The sequence below is a fragment of the Chitinophaga sp. Hz27 genome (genome assembly GCF_042263525.1).
Classification (GTDB): Bacteria; Bacteroidota; Bacteroidia; order Chitinophagales; family Chitinophagaceae; genus Chitinophaga.
Map to the genome: position 1 here is coordinate 103,999 of NZ_JBHKFJ010000004.1, position 17,830 is coordinate 121,828.

Consider the following 17,830-nt stretch of genomic DNA (forward strand, 5'->3'; position numbering starts at 1 on the left):
ACGGTTCTTTTAAAATATTTTAGTATAGGTTAACCGGCCTGTTTTATTTGGTACCAATTGCTTATTCACACCAGGAACAAAGCCCTGGTCTGCCATTAGCCCAAATTCACCGATTTTAGGGATTGTTATTTTAGTATTTCCAGAATATCCTAATTGCTTGTTTTCATAAACAGTCTGGTAATTGTATTTCACACCAGCACCTACTTCCAGCCACTTGTTCACTCTATATTGTGCATTACCATCCGCTCCATACAGGGCGTACTCCTGATTAACAGCCGCAGACAGGCCACCAGTCAAAGTCAGGGCATTTATAAAGAAGGTTTGTATAAACTGCAGATTGGTACTGTTGAAATAAACAAAACTCGAATCCGTCTGCCTGTTATAAAATCTGGTAGCAGATAACGTCGAGTTCATCCCAATACCTTTATGTGTATAATAATAGCTGGCCGTTCCTACCAGGGTATAAAACAAATTCTCAATAAACTTATCATCAGTAGTTTTTGTTAGCTGGGAAGATGGGAAATAACCCAGGGAAACCACCGGCCAGTTCTTTCTCCGGAAAGTAGCCTGTAGGCTTTTAAAGATAGTTTTACTGCTATAATTGGTACTATCAAAGATGTTATTGTAAGCATTTCTTTTAATAGCCCCAACAAGTGTCAACTGCTTCTTGAAAAACGGCTGCTCTGCCTTCAACGACCAAACTATCTGCTGGCTACCACTACTGTATAAACTGAATGACTGAAAATCAGATCCTAAAAGCTTGTACATGGTAGTAATCCTGGTAGATGTCTGAGGAATAAAACTGAAAGTACTTACAGAAAAAGCCTCATTACTATGATCACCAAATTTCATCATACTACCACCTAAACTTTCATGGTTCGAAGCCCGCTGATAATACGGCATGGATGATTTTGCGACCTCTCCAACTACATAGTTATACTTATTTATCTGCCAACGCCCCTCCAAAGACAAGCCCATGATTTTATTATCAGGCATATCTACTGTATTTCCATTAGCCGCGCTGGTATTGGTATTATACACCTGTTTCTTACCCGTATAAAAAGATAAGATAAGGTTATTGCCTTCTTTTTGTCCATAGCCGGCCCTCACAATATTCAGATACTGTTTAGGCCTGTTTGCATTGACGATATAATCCCGAAACCTATAATCTACAGCACCTGTAGCAAAGGCCAGATACCAGGAAGGGTTAAACTCTACCTGCAACCCTGTGATACTGATATTCTTAGCAGTCAATTCACTGTAATCAACCATCGTTCTACCAATACCAATGGATTTCATCGATAGCAACAACTTGTAACCTGGCGGCAATACCGAATCAGGTAGATTCATACTTGAAAGATCAGATACTAATTCACCATCATTCTGACTATTCTTCAATGCACCTAATAAAGAAGCCTTCTTATTACCATATGCAGCTTTTTTCTTGTTATAGAGCTTCATCAAGTTATCATAGGCTACTTGCACAGAATCCAGTTGATGTTGCTTATCTTCAAATTCTTTCCTGAGTTTGGCGACAGCACTATCTCCATCTCCGAATCTATTAAGTTTCTTATCTGCAAAAGGCTGCAAAGGCCATTTAAGATTGTATTTTGGCAACTCTACTCCTGTCATTGGTAAAGAGTCTCTATACCGGAGATTATAATCATGCTCCTTGGCTTGCACCATCCGTTGTAATTGCTCCGGAGAAGAAAACCATGATTTTAATAATTGCAATTGCGCCCATCCAATATCCAGCTTAGACTTAATCGTATCCAGCTCTTTCAGCTGCTTCAATTTTCCAGCCTCCCAACCTTGTGCCTTATCCATCAACATCTGCTTAAAATCGCGGTTAGTATAATGGAGGTTAATGCCAGTAAGATTTCTGAATAACATGGAATTCCCTTTGCTCGTGCTAAAAGCTAAGTGCAGTGGATATTGATTCTTAACCGTTATATCCAGGTTAGTAGTAAGTGTATGTTGATAAATATCTTTTTCTAAATAAGGGGTATCACTATTCGATTGATAATAGCCATCATAGGAAACGTTACCATGAATCTGAAGGAAAGGATCGTGTTTAACGATTGGCGCAAGAACCTTAGGCTTACGGTCCCGAATACTTGGCAGACGTGTATCTCCCAAGGGACCAGCGTATATGGCTACAGGCATTGGAATCATTGTTTTACAACGATCCGCATGCACATAGTAGCACATGGTATCTATCACATTCTTGGCTCCTGGTATTTCTTTTACCTGCGCAGAGGCTCCTAGGATAGATAATAGGGATAATATTATTACGGTTAAAGCTCTCACAATTTTAACGGGTTCCTGTTCGGGCTAACTAGATAAAGTACTGACTGACATAGGCTTACAAAAACAAAAATAGGAATTACATTGGTATTTCAAAAGGATTAGTTTTGACATAGAACAGAATATAATACCTACTTACCTTTCATAAAATTAAATATCCAATCAAACTTATCAAGGATGAAATGGACCTCAAATTTACTGTGTAATTTAATCATTCATCTTTGATAAAATGAATTAAAAAAACTACACAGTAAGTTCAGAGGGCAATTATTTTTTATCGGCAGCTAATTTTTCAATCATTGCTTCCAGCTTTTTTACTCTTTCTTCCAGCTCTTCATTTCTCTTACTCAATTCTTGTACTGACTTCACCAGTAAACCTACTGTACTGGCTTGATCCACTCCTTTACGACCAGGAGTAGACATTTCATCCGGTACTTCATCAGCAATGAAACCGATATTGGTTTTGCCAGTGCTATCAGCCTTAAATTGGAAAGTGCGAACCTGTGCCTTATTCAGTACTGCTAAAGCAGAAAAAGTCACTGGTTCAATATTCTTTTTAAGAATTCTCAAAGACGTCTGGTAATAAGAAGTGGCATACATGTTACCAGAGGCTGTCACATTACCGGCACCATCTAAATTAAATACAGCACCAAAGTTTAAATTGTCTCTATTAAATTTCAAGACATTTTTTAAACCAGCACCGGCAGTAGCATTACTTCTGAACAACCAGCCTTCATCTCCATTATCAGCGGTTTGAAATATCATATTACCAGAAGGCGTGTCTTGATATGACTCTACAAAAATTCTCCATTCATCACTATTAAATCCCCAATACAAGCCACCGCTACGAGTTAAACCGTTATCATTGACAAACTGAAGATCACCATTTGCATCTCTAAGCGCCAATGTATTTGAGTACCCCCAAACATCAGGACGATATCCACGCACAACATCTGCATCTAAGCCAGAGCCCTGGCCATCATTTACAGAGTTCCAGATTAAACCATCCGGTCCCGAAAAACTCTTCACCCTTAATTGGTTATCATCCGATAAATACAGGGCAGATCCTACTTTTCCTGGCCTATGGAACCCATAAGAAGGATACCCATCACTTCTCGCTTCATAGTTAGCACTGGCATATAACTGGTTATCCAAAACAGTAGGTCTCGATGAACGAATAGCATTATTCACCAGGATATCGGCATCTGAAGTAGCGCCTCGTGCAGTAACACTAGCTAATGTTTCACCGGAAGTAGGCATACCCAGGTAATTCCTTACAGAGGCCGCATCTACAGGTCTGATGTAATTATCGTAGCCACCAAAAAGACGGGTTAGTGTAACACCACTTTCAGTAGCAGCAGTAGTATTGAAATAATTAGAATAGATATACCCATTACCATCGCGAGCCACAATAGAATTAGCGTATGGAGCAGCCACTGGCACCATTCCACGTAATACATCCGCATCCAACCCAGAGTTTACACCATCATTTCCAGCATGCCAAATGACATTATTATTTACATAGGGTGGATAGAAAAAATTAAAGTTTTCTTGTGTCCATCTGGCAACCATACGACTATTTGCCATCAGAGACAATATGCCATCACCATCAGACCGTATACCAGAATCATGATCGCCAATAGCTAAAGAAATAGAAGGCGCAGTATAAACGAAATTTCCATCTATCAGTACCTTATTTTTTGTCATGTTACCGTTGGTTGTAACACTTTCTAAGTTACCTGCCAATGGTGCATCAATAGCATATACAGTACCGTTTTTAACATACTTTATCTGATCACCTTCTCTATAAATGGACTGCACACCGCCAATACCGGGCATCGTGCTGAGGTCCAACGTATCCTGGCCAACAATAGCAATCTGGGAACTGCCGATTTGTTGTAGCTTAATTTTCTTAAACTCCGTACGGCCGTTACCTTTATTATACAAATAACCATTAACGCCGGAAGTCCTGTTCTCAAGGATCAACTCTGCAGTATCGCACACATTATAGATCCTGACACTATCCGCACGTATTTGATAAACTTTTTGGGCATAGGCGCTACTTCCACCAAGCAGCGCTAACAATACAATTATTCTTTTCATAGGTTTTACTTAAATGACTAGTAACACAAGCTAACATTAGATCCTCTGAAATCAGCGGTAGAAAAGATCAGGTTTAAGGTGCTATAGCTGGTTGCTGCACGAAGTTGGGCGGCGGTATTATCATACATTTCCACACCTAATCCAGATGCACTACTGTGATTTGAATAGCCAATTGTAAAGTAATGATCACCAGCAGTTAATGTTACTGGTACAATGTGCCACAATTCAAATGCAGCTTGATCCAGTCCTTCATATTTTGCTACCAGTTGATTATCTACACTTACACGGAAATAGTTATCCGCGCCTACACCAATGTAGTAAGTACCAGCATGCGTAAGCGTTCTTTTGATCGTCATGGTAGTCCATTGCTCATCTGGTGTTAAAGATTTGATACCACAACGGTTCATAGGGCCAGCAGGCGCCACCCATGCAGCAGCAGCCATCAATCCATTGGTAGCTATTCTGGAAGTAACCATAGGTGTGGTATCACCTGTATTTGCAGTTGTACTCAGCAAGCGCGCACTTTTTGCATTTAACTGAATAGAAGAAGGAGACGCAGAAGTACAAATATTCACACCACATACTGTTGTATCACCAGCCCAGAAAGAGTTGTTTTTGATTTTACTCCTCGCACAGTTATCCCGAAGATCAACATTATAACCAACATCATAAATATAAGAACCGCAGGCAGTATATACATTTAGCGATTCAATCGTATTTAATACATAAACGTTGTTACAAGGCTTCAGCTCCTGATACCAAGGCATCCTGCCATTGGTTGGCAAAGTCGATTCATCTAAATACAACCATGATCTGGCCTCATCAGCAGTAATACACTTATTATCTGCCGGAATAGTGGTACCAGGGCGTTGCTTGAAAATGCTGCTGGCCACCTGCGTTCTGATGAGGTTGTGTGTAGCTAAATAATTCTGAGCATACAGTTCTTGTGTCAACAATAGACAACAAAAGGCATAAAGGATTTTCTTCATTCTCATTTAGATTAACAAACTGCTCGTTTAGCATGATAGAATAGGGATAGCAATTCGAACAGTTACGATATTAATTACTTTTTTGCTTCTAAATTTTCGACTCTTTTCAGTAGCTCTGATAAAGTGCTTTGTAATTGCTGATTTTCTTTTTCAAGCTGATCGTTTTTGGTCGACAACTCCTGAACAGCACGTACCAAAAGCCCTACAGTACTGGCCTGATCAACTCCTTTTCTTCCAGGAATAGAGATTTCTTCCGGCACTTCATCTGCAATAAATCCTACATTTAGTTTATTGGTACTATCTGCCTTAAAACGAAATGTTCTGACCTGCGCTTTATTCAGTACTGCCAGCGCAGAATAGGGGATAGGTTGTATATCCGTTTTCAGACTCCTTAGTGATGTTTGGTAAAAGCCGGTAGCAGTCACCGTTCCCTGTGTAGCAATATCTCCAACAAGATTGATCCGTACCCGTGTGAATAACTCTCTCGCGGTAGTACCGTTTGCCGGCTTCGAAGGCCCGAAAATCATTTCACCTGCAGCATTGATACCAATACCCCAGTTTAAAATTCCCGCCTGCGTCATGGAGATATAAGACAAATCTCCTGCTTTTCCGCGGGTAACCCCAAAAGGAGAGTACCAATAAGTATCAGCGGCATGACCAGGCTCCGTAATCTCAGCTGATGCCGCCCTTGCAACACCGGAAATATTGAAATTTCCATCCATGGGCGTATCAGAAAATTTATTCTGGATAAAATTGCCAGCGCCTTCAACTACTTCTCCAAACTGGTTAGTAGCTAGTGCCTTATAATTTTTATGGTTCACCATCGTCATTCTACCATAAAAGGCATGACTGTTGCTCTTTCCGGCGCTAGTATCTATCAACACATAATTGATATTTGTTCCCCCAAAATCTATGTAACCACGGCGCGTACCATCAGTAGTATAAAATCCAATAGAGCCAGTAGATGGCGCAACCCCTTCTTCCAGCTTTGTAAAACCGGTAATACCTGGTCTACCAAAGGACGCATTACCGCCTACATTAAGTGTTTCCTTAGTACTGAAGGCATTCCCCATCATTACATTTCCATAAGGAGAAATAGTCAGGAAAGGATTCATTAGCCTGGTGCCATATGCAGTCGGAACACCAATTATTAACTGGTTGGTATCACTTACCCCCAGGGTCCAAACTTTATTACCAGCCCTCGTCATAGCTATATAAGAAGGGTTCCCCTTTGTAGTAGCAGGCCTTGTCACGCCCAAGGGCGCATAGTTACGTGTATCAGGATAATTCATTCCATCATTGACCTCAAACACACTAGATATCCCACGGCCATTAACCCAAAAATCGGCAGTCTGTCCAACAGCAATCTGATTTTTGATAAAATCATTGCCATTACCACCAATACCAGGTATGGTAGCGAGATCCAAAGTATCTTGTCCGATAATTGCAATCTTGGTATTACCCACTTTCTGTAATCGAATATGTTGGAACTCAGTCCTGCCATTACCTTTATTGAAAAGGTAGCCAACAGTATCCTTTGTTCTGTTTTCGATGATTAATTCGGCAGTATCGCAGATATTATAAATACGCACGCTGTCTGCCCTGATCTGATAAATCTTTTGTGCATATACGCAAGTGGTTAACAAAAATGCTACAAAAGTGGTAACAAAAAATTTCATTGTATAGGATAGGTATAGTTGTGACGAGGCTAAAGTAAGCTGTTTAAAGGTAATTAGCAAATCGTTCCATACAGAAGTACCCCCATTTATCAATCAAAATAGGAGGTAAAATGCCGAAACTATTAGCATCTAAAAAAATAAAACTGGATAAATTGCCGGTAAAATCAATTCCTTAGATTTTGGCCGATATTAAAATTTAAATGCCAGTATACTATCGGGGAAATCTCTAAATAATTTGCTTTCCGAAAAGATAAATGCCGCATCATTTGCCGACCACTTGTACTTATCAATCTGGATAAATGAGCTATCATCTTTCATTGCGTCAGTGCAATAAGCATAGACATCACCGGTGCTGTTTATAAATACAAGATGGTTTTTTATGGCAAGGCCATCATACTCATTTTCAGGCGTTTTAAATTTTAGTGCAACCGGCTTTTTATTATCAAGTTTAAATACCTGATAATAAGATTGGATTCAGATTACAACAAATATTCGTACCCGCTAGATATTATACAAGTCGTGAAGAAATTCTTCGTCAAAGTCATTCAAAAGTATGTCGGTTTGCTTCATACTGTTCTTATAGCGCAATTCCAATGTTCCTTTGTTCGGTCCGTGTTCAATTGCCCTAACACCATCAAGTGCACAGAAAAAGCCAAAGACAGCACTATTTACAGATTCTTTTATTATTTCTTCAACTATCATCTGCCCTTTATCATCCAGCGCACTATAGAATGCAGACATCCTTTTAAGGCGATCATTTTGTAGCTTATTTGTTTGAAGTAACGCTACGATACCATGGATAGCTGGCCTTTCTACCGCAGCCTTTATCGCATTAACAAATTCGACATTATTCATTAAAACATTTTTAAACAAATCAGGATATATCGGCTTATTAAAGTCAATTAGAGTAAAAAAGGAGCGTGGTCCTTTATAAATAAGGTTTAAAAATCAAATTTTGCTCCTTTATCTCTTTTATATATTGATCAATATAATACGCTGAATTTCGCGCCGATCTGAGCTTCCGTACGCTACCATCAAATTTATTTATTATGATAGGTCCATTTCCTCCCAGACCATACATTGGATTCCTTGTTTCCACAAACTTTTTACTCTGATAAAAAAAGACCCAACCATACTCAAATTCTTTGGGCGTATCGAACAACCATGCCAATTCGTATCTAGAATTTTGTTTTAATTCCACTAAATAATTATCGGCAATTTTCATTGCATCACATTTTGTCAACATAAATTATCTATGATTAGAAAAATCAACCTTATTCCGGTTCGAGTTCTATTAATTTAAACTTCATATATTCTTCTTCCATAACAAATAGTTGTACCAAGTCTACTGCATACTAATCAACTTCTTGACGTAAAAATAAAAGGAACTTTTCCAAATCAAGATAACTATAAGCCCCAAATACCACATTGCATACGTTTTGTTCCTCCGTACCAATCTTGTGGTAATTTCTTATCTTTTACAGATACAATAAAGAATCCACTGGCATATTCGGAAATCTACTGAACAATCCGCTCCTCATCTTCTAACATTCTAAATATAAGGATCAGATTAGTTACACTACTCATATCAATTTTCACGGCTTACCTCTTTAATATAAACAAACTTACCGCTATTTATCGATCAACAAACTACTCTGGCTTATATGTTTGCGGATAATTCTCAAAGCCATTCCAATATACATGCAGCCTGTTACATACGTCACATTTAACAACAAGTTTAAATTTTTCGTATAGTTTATTAGCATCGATACAATCTGAATAAATTTCATCAAAGTCCGTATCTGTAATCATTAAAAGTTCGTTGGGACTAGGAATATCACTCAAGTTTATTGTATTTCCACAATCGCATCCAATTCTCGGCATAATTTATCTTTTAGGTAAGTTTACAACATCAGAAAACAGGTAAGTCTTTAAATGGATTCTTATCAGGCCTCCTTTTGATACCCTCAAAGGCATGTAGCACAATGATTGAGAGGGAGAGTTCCAAACAATATTAATAAAAATACTTGACAAGCACTGTACCGGATTATCGATACAATGCTTACCAAGTCTAAGTTTATGGATTTCTTTCAGAAAAAATATTGATTAAAATGTGCTAAAATCCTTAACATATTTTTCGATATAAAATTCAGAAGGATATGCTGTCCCTGGAATTGATAGGTCACCATTACGTTTATCAATAATAATTGGGCTATTTCCTACTAGCATTTTCATAATATCTCCTGATTCAATAAATTCTTCAGATTGATAAAAAAACATCCAGCCTATTTCAAATTCAATCGTTTCATCCTCCAGTAATCTCAAATCAATTTTACTCCTCTCTGATGCTTTTTCTAAGTAAGTAATCGCTACCTCTTTTGCGTCTACTAGTGATAACATAATTTTATTCAGTTGTATTGAAACCATAATTATATATATCCTCCACTTTTCATGGATGTATTAGGATTAATTACACGACTACCAATTGACCCATCATTGGTAACTATGAACGCAATACAAACACTCCATCTATTGAATGAACTACTACTAAAACTATAGATAAGATAAAAGCCGCTGAAGATCTTACTCTTGCAGCGGCTTTCTAAAAAAATCAATTTGCTACGAAGGCATTTTAACCACACATTTCACTCAAAACCTATCGAAGACATAACCTTACCCTGAGTATATTCTTCCTTTTTCAATAGCTGTCCAATATTATTGTAGTATTTCCATACACCTGTACGAAGTGGTTTATATTGTACATCAGTTTGTTCACTACGTTTTCCCGTTATAGGATCTATTGCCCAGCCAGTAATAGTGTCCAACTTAATTGCATCCGCATAATACCCACTAAGTACAATTTTATTATTTGACTTGTGATACCTCTCAAAATACATCTCTCCTTTACAGCTAAAAAGCAAAACTTTCAAATAGAAAGCTTCACTTTCTCGTACAATTGCTGTATCATGATCTAATTTCAAATAAGCTCCACGACCAATTGCATCAATAAAAATATTGTGCCTACATCCAACTTTACTTTGAGCAATTAATGTCTGAAAAGAGAACACAAGGACAATAATGTGTAAACATCTATTATTACTCCAATTTAATATTTGTACCAGCATCTTTTACTTTATTAGCGGTTTCATTTGATTTAACTACTTTAGCACCTCCACCAATTATTTTCACCTTACTTTTGGTGTCTTTCTTTAAGGTCTTAATTATGTTATCCAACACTACATTTGCCTGACGCTGAGCTTCATTAAGTTCTGTCGTAGTCAAGTCGGCACCCACCACATGCAGCAAGCTTACCGTTACCAATTTGTAATTCCCGGCTTTATCAATAGATTTCCCCAATTTCAACAATGCACCTTTTAATTCGTCTCCCAATTCTCCTGCACCAGGGAAATTACTGACTCCTAAATAGTAATTATTCGACCCCTTAAACCCTGATATAGTAACTGGCCTAGGGGGATGTGGAACTGGTTTGGGATAACTAATTTCTCCCCAAGACTTAGCAAAACTTCCTTCAGTAAATCTTTCTCCACTATACTCTGCACTAGAAAAAGATTCAAATCCACCATTTTTGTGTGAAAAGTTTCTTATCGAAAGATTTTTATCTAGTACACTCTGCTGCACCTTTGTCAATTGATCCTGTTCTACAACTTCGGACACATCAGAACCATTTCTATGATTGAACACTAAAACCTTTCGTCGTATTTCATAACCATCAGCTAACCGGGTCATTCTATTATCCTGTACATTACCATTTACATCTGCGAATCTCACTATCTCTATCTTAGACACTTTATTCTGATTAAAATATTGATGGACAATATACTCTTCTAAACCATCCAGGTCTATAGCTACTATTGGTTTATTTCCTGCAAATTGATAAGGAGTATACCATGGATAACTTTGTATTAGCGGATCAACACTAAGGAACTTTGCAATTCGTGGATCATAGATTCTAAACCCATAATCCTGCTGATTCCCTTCCCCCTTTACCTCATTATCATTCTCCTTACCATTGAACCCATACCTATAACCACCCGCCGTCACAGTGCCGCCGCTACCACTACCATTACCACTTCCACCATCCGCAGCTACGACCCATGCGTCAAAAGTATCGGCCTCGCCGGATTCAAACCCATCGTCGAATGTAATAGAAGATGAAGCATTGTAGACACCAGGCTGGTTGCCCGTACGGCTGTTCACCACCAGGTCCACAGGTATCTGCATGCCGGTGTTCACATTCCAGTTGCCGGCATCATCCAAATTACCACCACGGTTAGGCATCAACGAACCAAATGGATAATAGTCATGCACTCCCAAAAGGATAGGATCGTAATGATCTATGGTGCTGCCATCCAGCGATATAGGACGCTTACGATCAGATACCGTAGCGAGTACGTTGCCTAAGTGATTGCTTAATTCAAAGAGCTATACTTATTAAAAATAGAAAAAGAACCAGGAACCCCCTCAAATAAATGTAGCACAATGATTGAGAGGGAGAGTTGCAAACAATATAAATAAAAACTTGGTAAGCATTGTACCAGATTATCGATACAATGCTTACCAAAACTTACTTTACATCGATTCTTTTTTAAAAGAGTGCATTCCAAATCTAAACCTTATCTGTTTTTATAATAACAATTACATATTCCAAACAATCTTAGATATATCAATAGATTCATTATTTATAATATTAAATCCTTGAGGATTCTGTATGATTTTATTCAAAATAGAATTAGGTATATTATGTAAATCTAAAACCTTACTAGGTTTTACCACTAAATGATATCTTGGATCGATTGGCCTTGAAGTATACGTCCTATCATAACATACTAGCCCTCTCTTTGCAAAAAATAGAAAATTTTTCAGATAGTTATTTTTTTCATCAACAGTTTTCAATTTCGCAATCCATTCTAATTCTGGATTAACGATTAACTCATTATCAGCCATCTCCGTTAAGTTTTCAAAGAAATCATAAACAGGATCCATATCAATTCCTTCTAATTGACATGGAATTCCTCCGCCATTAGACTTAAAAAGACAAATACGTTTGTTGTGATCTAATGCATACCACTGAAGATCAAGCCAGCTAATAGGTGCAGTAATATTATCCATAAATCTTAAATTATTTATTTAATGTAGAAACACCAATATTCAAGTACCATAAATTCGCTGTCGCCCTCGGCATAGGTGTTTGGAATAGTGTACGGCAATTTCCACACATTGGTATTATTCTCTGACCATAAGGTCGAATTGCATCTGTCCATCTTATGTCTTTAGGACCATACTGTGGATAAGGGCGAAGCAAATCATCTGCGACATGAAACTCTGCACAACAGCCAATCGTATTTCCTGTTTGTGGAGTAACGGTTCCAATTGGCCCCAAATCTCTTTCGGCAGTGTTTTTCAGAATTGGTACAATCTTCTCACGCATTGAACCAGTTACTCCAATCTTGGACACCCCATTAGGCAACATACCTCCAACCATTGCACTTTTTGAGGTATACTTTTTACGCTGCGACTCTGTAACTACTTGGTCAAACAATTCTTCAAGTTCGTGAAATGTGACCTTTGATGCTTTCATTTCAATAACAGGCAACAGAACATTCGACAACGCGTTAAGGTTGGCACCCATTCTCTCCTTATAATTTGTTACTGCAGTACCATCTAATCCATAAGCATGGTTCTTCCCATTAACAATAGTATTATAAGTAATTGTAAACTGATCAGCAATATCATATATATCGGCAGTAAATTCCTTAGCTCCACTCAGCCAGATACCATCTGAGTGTGCCCACTCTTTAATCCTACTTGCCCAATTAGGAGTGTATGTGAAAATCCGATTTTTAGGTGTTACAGCAATTTCTACCTGCATATCTATTTTTTGCCTATTGGCAGAACCGAATTGCACCAATTCTTCTTCTGCTCCATCTCTATCTATTGCTTGAATGGGCTTGTTTCCTGCGAATTGATATGGAGTATACCAAGGATACTCCTTTGTCAATGGATCCTCACTCAAAAACTTTCCCAACCTAGGATCATAAATCCTCATTCCATAATCCTGCTGATTCCCTTCACCCTTCACTTCATTATCATTCTCCTTCCCATTGAACCCATACCTATAACCACCCGCCGTCGCAGTGCCGCTGCTACCACTTCCACCATCCGCAGCTACAACCCATGCGTCAAAAGTATCGGCCTCCTCGGATTCAAAGCCTTCATCAAATGTAATAGAAGACGAAGCATTGTAGACACCAGGCTGGTTGCCCGTACGGCTGTTCACCACCAGGTCCACCGGTATCTGCATGCCGGTGTTCACATTCCAGTTGCCGGCATCATCTAAACTACCACCACGGTTAGGCATCAACGAACCAAATGGATAATAGTCATGCGCTCCCAAAAGGATAGGGTCGTAATGATCTATGGTGCTGCCATCCAGGGATATAGGACGCTTACGATCAGATACGCGAGTACGTTGCTTCAGTGATTGTTTAATTCAAAGGGCTATACTTATTAAAAATAGAAAAAGAACCAGGAACCCCCTCAAATAAATGTAGCACAATGATTGAGAAGGAGAGCTGCAAACAATATAAATAAAAACTTGGTAAACATTGTACCGGATTATCGATACAATGCTTACCAAGTCTAAGTTTAAAGATTTCTTTCAGAAGAACATGCTGGATTGAGATACGGTAGGGAATATTTCATCTACTTTATCCCGCTTACGTAAATAATAGAATCCGGTAAACCATCACGTTTCGCCATAGCCTCAATAGTATCTAAAATTTCATGCTGGAATCGATTTTTCACACGCTGCTCCTCTTTCGGTGACATAAGACTTCTAAGTGCCACATATTCATCTTCTCGAATCGTAGGATTATAGACATCACTCAACACAAGCATACCGCCAAAAGAAACTAAATACATTTCTTCTGGCCCTTGTTTAAAATATATCCTTTTATTATAAACACTATCAAGATCAACCAATTTATTATAATATTCCCATTTTGCAGGCACAGCATATCCTCTTTTTTGAATTAATGTATCTAGATATTGCCTGATTAGTGTTGAGTTCAATGGCGTCTGAATAGGATAATCTAAATCAACTAGGTTCCCTGCCTTATAAATAGAGTTACAGCCAACAATAAACCAGTTCGAAACTATTACAAATAAAATCAAGATGTTTTTTAGCATAAAAATCAATTTATCCTCTTTTTTTGACGGGACAGGTTGCCAATTCCCTTTTTTATCCTTGGTCCACATATTCTCTCTCCTTATCCAATTTCCATCACCATCCTGCTGCATATACTTTTTAAGAAACAATTGATAGTTACCTTCAATTCCTATACCTGTAGCTTCTTTTGTATAATTCTTAAACATAAAGGCAAAGATTGCATCTTTTTTTCCCTTTATAATTTCCCCGAAACTTGTTTTTCCATTCCAAGCGATACTTCTTTCTCCTTTTGTTACAGGCTGGCCATTAAAAGGATCTTTATCCCCAACTTTATAATTATCTAATAGATTACCCAAACCATTCATGGCAGCTTCGTCATACGGTGTAGTTCCCCAATCATCAAAAAGACCTGTCGCCCCTACCGCACCGACTCTATCATATCCTTGATCATGTAGTTTTGCATAGTTATCCGCTGCATCGACGGCTGGTAAATCATAGTCATATTTTGTAGTAAATTTCCCATCTTTTCCAACCTTAAATAGAGAGGTAGCACCAAGGTAATTTCCATATTCAGATTTAAATCTGATGACCGCTACCAAAGCAGCTCTGGCAACCATAGTTTGAATACTTTTAGCATCAAGGGTTTCAGTCCATGAATTCCATTTGGTAATTGAAATATCATAAAATACGCCTGGCCCACGCTTACCATAATCACTATGCTGTTCTGGATTATTCCATATCATGGATCTTTGCATTGTCCCAGCATCTAAATCTATTTTTATTTTGTAAGTCAAGTATTCTAAACCATCCTGATCAATTCCATCTATTGGTCTATTACTTGCAAACTGATAAGGAGTTAACTCTGGATACTGGGCAGTAATCGGATCCACACTCAAAAACCTCCCCAACCTCGGATCATAAATCCTCATTCCATAATCCTGCTGGTTCCCTTCACCCTTCATCTCATTATCATTCTCCTTACCGTTGAACCCATACCTATAACCACCCGTCGTCGCAGTGCCACCGCTGCCACTACCATTACCACTTCCACCATCCGCAGCTACAACCCATGCGTCAAAAGTATCGGCCTCGCCGGATTCAAACCCATCGTCAAATGTAATAGAAGACGAAGCATTGTAGACACCAGGCTGGTTGCCCGTACGGCTGTTCACCACCAGGTCCGCAGGTATCTGCATGCCGGTGTTCACATTCCAGTTGCCGGCATCATCCAAACTACCACCACGGTTAGGCATCAACGAACCAAATGGATAATAGTCATGCGCTCCCAAAAGGATAGGATCATAATGATCTATGGTACTGCCATCCAGCGATATAGGACGCTTACGATCAGATACCGTAGCGAGTACGTTGCCTAAGTGATTGCTTAATTCAAAGAGCTATACTTATTAAAAAATAAAAAAAGAACCAGGAATCCCTTAAAATAAATGTAGCACAATGATTGAGAAGGAGAGTTGCAAACAATATTAATAAAAAGACTTGGCAAGCACTGTACCGGATTATCGATACAATGCTTACCAAGTCTAAGTTTAAAGACTCTATTACAAAAGGAAAGCATTTATAAATTTGCTATAAAAGCCTTATTTTTTCAATACTTTCTATCCTTTATTTTGCTTTTAGCAGCTCCGTATAAAAGTCCTCTATATCTAATTTCGAAGATTTTTCAATACTCAGCATGGTTTCTTCATCTCCAGAGTGCCATATACAATATCCTGTATTTAATCTTAAAAAATCTGTAGAAATTGGGTAATTGACCAAATCAATTTTCAATTGCCCAACCTCAGCATTTAATAAAAAATAGAATTTCACATTATCAAATGCAAGCCAAATCGTCTCTAAAACATTAGCTAAGTCGGTGCTATTGTTCCCATCCAGAATATATACAACTTTTACCTCTGCCCATTTTGATATCCTGTATGCCATTGATGGCTTACTCGCGATGCCAAGATTAGGGCCGTGTATAAATAACTTAGGTCTATGCTACAAAATCGCATAGACCTAAGTTCAAAAAATGATACTGTTCTAAAAGCTATATAAATTACAATCCTGCAAGCATAGCATAAAAATCGTAATACGCATCTCCCCCTGCTATATGGGCACATCGCTCTACCGTAGCTGCTCTCTTCAGATCGTCATTATAAACAACATCATCTAACAAACATTCCCAAAAATACCCATTACAAACTAATAACGCTTGCAAAAATGCAACACTGTTATTAGCACAATCCCATAAAGTATGATTAGGCTGATCATATTCTAAAACCTGAATAATGCCTGATTTTTTATTAATAACCAATAAATCAACTTCCACCGTCCCTATATAAAAATAGGAATCATCTTCGGTTACCGTTTTACTAAATACGACCATTCCTATCTCAACTTTCGACAAATCATATTTATTCAATAAGTCAATTATAACATTATCTGTCAAAGCCTTACCAAACTGAGTATTCAAATTCTTTAAAGGCTCGACTGTACGTTCAATAGTAAACTCTGATATCTTTTTTTCTGCTAAAATATCATCTGAAGGGACTTGAGACTTCAACTCTTCTATAAATTTACTTGCAGTCATTTTTTTACCTATTTATTTTATAACATTAATTTATCAGCGGTGGTTCTATTGCCATTTTCATCATAGTACCACGTTTCTTTTTGAGTTGCAATCTGGCCGGTTCCTACATATTTTTTTGCTTTATCATCCCATTCATAACCGGAATAAACATTATAAGTAATGGTCTTTGTACTTAATTTATTATTGGAAAAAGTCTCTACAACATTAGAGATAGTATAATAAGTTCCTGATGACCGATCCTTGAAGAGGTTTGTATTATCCTTATTATTGAATAAGCGATAAAAGGAAACAAGTGTTTAGCAATGATTTTTAGCAAATGTGAAAAACTTTTGGATGCAACATTTATACCTCAAAAGATGCATTTATGTCTTAAAGGGGTCGAGTTATTTTTGCGGAAGATCTTAGAGGCTGGATCTCCCGTCTCGCACCATGAATGAACTGACCACTATTGTGGCCAATTTCAAGCACTTCATTATTTAGACCACGGCTCTGGATATACGTTTTCGCAGCAATAACATCAAGGGGCTTACCGTGGGTTTTACAGTTAGCACTGAAGCAGTAGGCGGTATGGGTTTTATAATACACCTGCAGGCTCGGTGTCTTATCATCATGGAACGGGCAGTGTAATCGTAGTGACTTATCTGGCTTTAAGCCGTAATGGTGCAGGATTGTAGCAAGGGTTAGCTGCTGTTTGATTTCAGTGATTTCCATCTGCTGCCACTTTTTTAACAATGAGTACCCCGTTTTCTACGGTAATTTCTATAGCATCGCCCACCTGGAACCCAGCGCGTTCTAACCATAATCCTCGTATATTTAACCAGGGTACATTGCGGCCATGATTCCAATGATCTCGAACAGATTGGTAATGACCATGTAATTTGCCTTTTCTGATAAGTTTGTTAGCCATGTGGATAAATTTTTAATCCGTTCACATTTGACCCAAAAATATAACATCTGACTTATCAAAGCAAAT

Annotated in this window: 16 protein-coding genes; all 16 read right to left on the reverse strand. The window is 38.1% G+C overall.

Annotated elements, in window-relative coordinates:
* Window positions 1-9 precede the first annotated feature (9 nt).
* The 16 genes from ACE38W_RS09995 to ACE38W_RS10070 all read right to left on the reverse strand — a co-directional run bounded on the left by ACE38W_RS09995 (window position 10) and on the right by ACE38W_RS10070 (window position 17,764).
* Complete coding sequence (locus ACE38W_RS09995) at window positions 10-2,310, reverse strand: hypothetical protein (RefSeq protein WP_375830519.1); 2,301 nt, start codon at window positions 2,308-2,310, stop codon at window positions 10-12.
* A gap of 264 nt (window positions 2,311-2,574) precedes the next feature.
* Window positions 2,575-4,410 (reverse strand): tail fiber domain-containing protein, encoded by a 1,836-nt coding sequence (locus ACE38W_RS10000; protein ID WP_375830522.1) that lies wholly within the window; start codon window positions 4,408-4,410, stop codon window positions 2,575-2,577.
* Window positions 4,411-4,427: 17 nt separating this feature from the next.
* On the reverse strand, window positions 4,428-5,399 hold the full coding sequence (locus ACE38W_RS10005; RefSeq protein WP_375830524.1) for a hypothetical protein: 972 nt from the start codon (window positions 5,397-5,399) through the stop codon (window positions 4,428-4,430).
* A 74-nt stretch (window positions 5,400-5,473) separates the two neighbouring features.
* On the reverse strand, window positions 5,474-7,078 hold the full coding sequence (locus ACE38W_RS10010) for a tail fiber domain-containing protein (RefSeq protein ID WP_375830526.1): 1,605 nt from the start codon (window positions 7,076-7,078) through the stop codon (window positions 5,474-5,476).
* 501 nt (window positions 7,079-7,579) lie between these two features.
* Window positions 7,580-7,933, reverse strand: a complete 354-nt coding sequence (locus ACE38W_RS10015) for a hypothetical protein (protein WP_375830527.1) — start codon at window positions 7,931-7,933, stop codon at window positions 7,580-7,582.
* 73 nt (window positions 7,934-8,006) lie between these two features.
* Window positions 8,007-8,303: a YrhB domain-containing protein gene (locus tag ACE38W_RS10020; protein ID WP_375830528.1), complete on the reverse strand. Its 297-nt coding sequence runs from the start codon at window positions 8,301-8,303 to the stop codon at window positions 8,007-8,009.
* Between the two features lie 881 nt (window positions 8,304-9,184).
* Window positions 9,185-9,478, reverse strand: a complete 294-nt coding sequence (locus tag ACE38W_RS10025; RefSeq protein WP_375830529.1) for a YrhB domain-containing protein — start codon at window positions 9,476-9,478, stop codon at window positions 9,185-9,187.
* A gap of 245 nt (window positions 9,479-9,723) precedes the next feature.
* A complete protein-coding gene (locus ACE38W_RS10030; protein ID WP_375830530.1) occupies window positions 9,724-10,203 on the reverse strand; it encodes a hypothetical protein in 480 nt (159 codons plus the stop codon).
* On the reverse strand, window positions 10,175-11,407 hold the full coding sequence (locus ACE38W_RS10035) for an RHS repeat domain-containing protein (RefSeq protein ID WP_375830532.1): 1,233 nt from the start codon (window positions 11,405-11,407) through the stop codon (window positions 10,175-10,177). Before ACE38W_RS10035 ends, ACE38W_RS10030 begins: the two co-directional genes overlap by 29 nt.
* 327 nt (window positions 11,408-11,734) lie before the next feature.
* On the reverse strand, window positions 11,735-12,208 hold the full coding sequence (locus ACE38W_RS10040; protein ID WP_375830533.1) for a hypothetical protein: 474 nt from the start codon (window positions 12,206-12,208) through the stop codon (window positions 11,735-11,737).
* A 10-nt stretch (window positions 12,209-12,218) separates the two neighbouring features.
* Complete coding sequence (locus ACE38W_RS10045) at window positions 12,219-13,457, reverse strand: RHS repeat-associated core domain-containing protein (protein WP_375830534.1); 1,239 nt, start codon at window positions 13,455-13,457, stop codon at window positions 12,219-12,221.
* A 344-nt stretch (window positions 13,458-13,801) separates the two neighbouring features.
* Window positions 13,802-15,520, reverse strand: a complete 1,719-nt coding sequence (locus tag ACE38W_RS10050) for an RHS repeat-associated core domain-containing protein (protein ID WP_375830536.1) — start codon at window positions 15,518-15,520, stop codon at window positions 13,802-13,804.
* Window positions 15,521-15,890: 370 nt separating this feature from the next.
* Window positions 15,891-16,208 carry a hypothetical protein gene (locus ACE38W_RS10055; protein WP_375830538.1) on the reverse strand — a complete coding sequence of 106 codons (318 nt, stop codon included), beginning with the start codon at window positions 16,206-16,208 and terminating at the stop codon, window positions 15,891-15,893.
* 115 nt (window positions 16,209-16,323) lie between these two features.
* The gene (locus tag ACE38W_RS10060) at window positions 16,324-16,857 is read right to left on the reverse strand and encodes a hypothetical protein (protein WP_375830539.1); all 534 of its coding nucleotides are present in this window, start codon (window positions 16,855-16,857) and stop codon (window positions 16,324-16,326) included.
* A gap of 369 nt (window positions 16,858-17,226) precedes the next feature.
* On the reverse strand, window positions 17,227-17,568 hold the full coding sequence (locus tag ACE38W_RS10065; protein ID WP_375830540.1) for a CHC2 zinc finger domain-containing protein: 342 nt from the start codon (window positions 17,566-17,568) through the stop codon (window positions 17,227-17,229).
* Window positions 17,555-17,764, reverse strand: a complete 210-nt coding sequence (locus ACE38W_RS10070; protein ID WP_375830541.1) for a SymE family type I addiction module toxin — start codon at window positions 17,762-17,764, stop codon at window positions 17,555-17,557. Before ACE38W_RS10070 ends, ACE38W_RS10065 begins: the two co-directional genes overlap by 14 nt.
* Window positions 17,765-17,830: the final 66 nt, after the last annotated feature.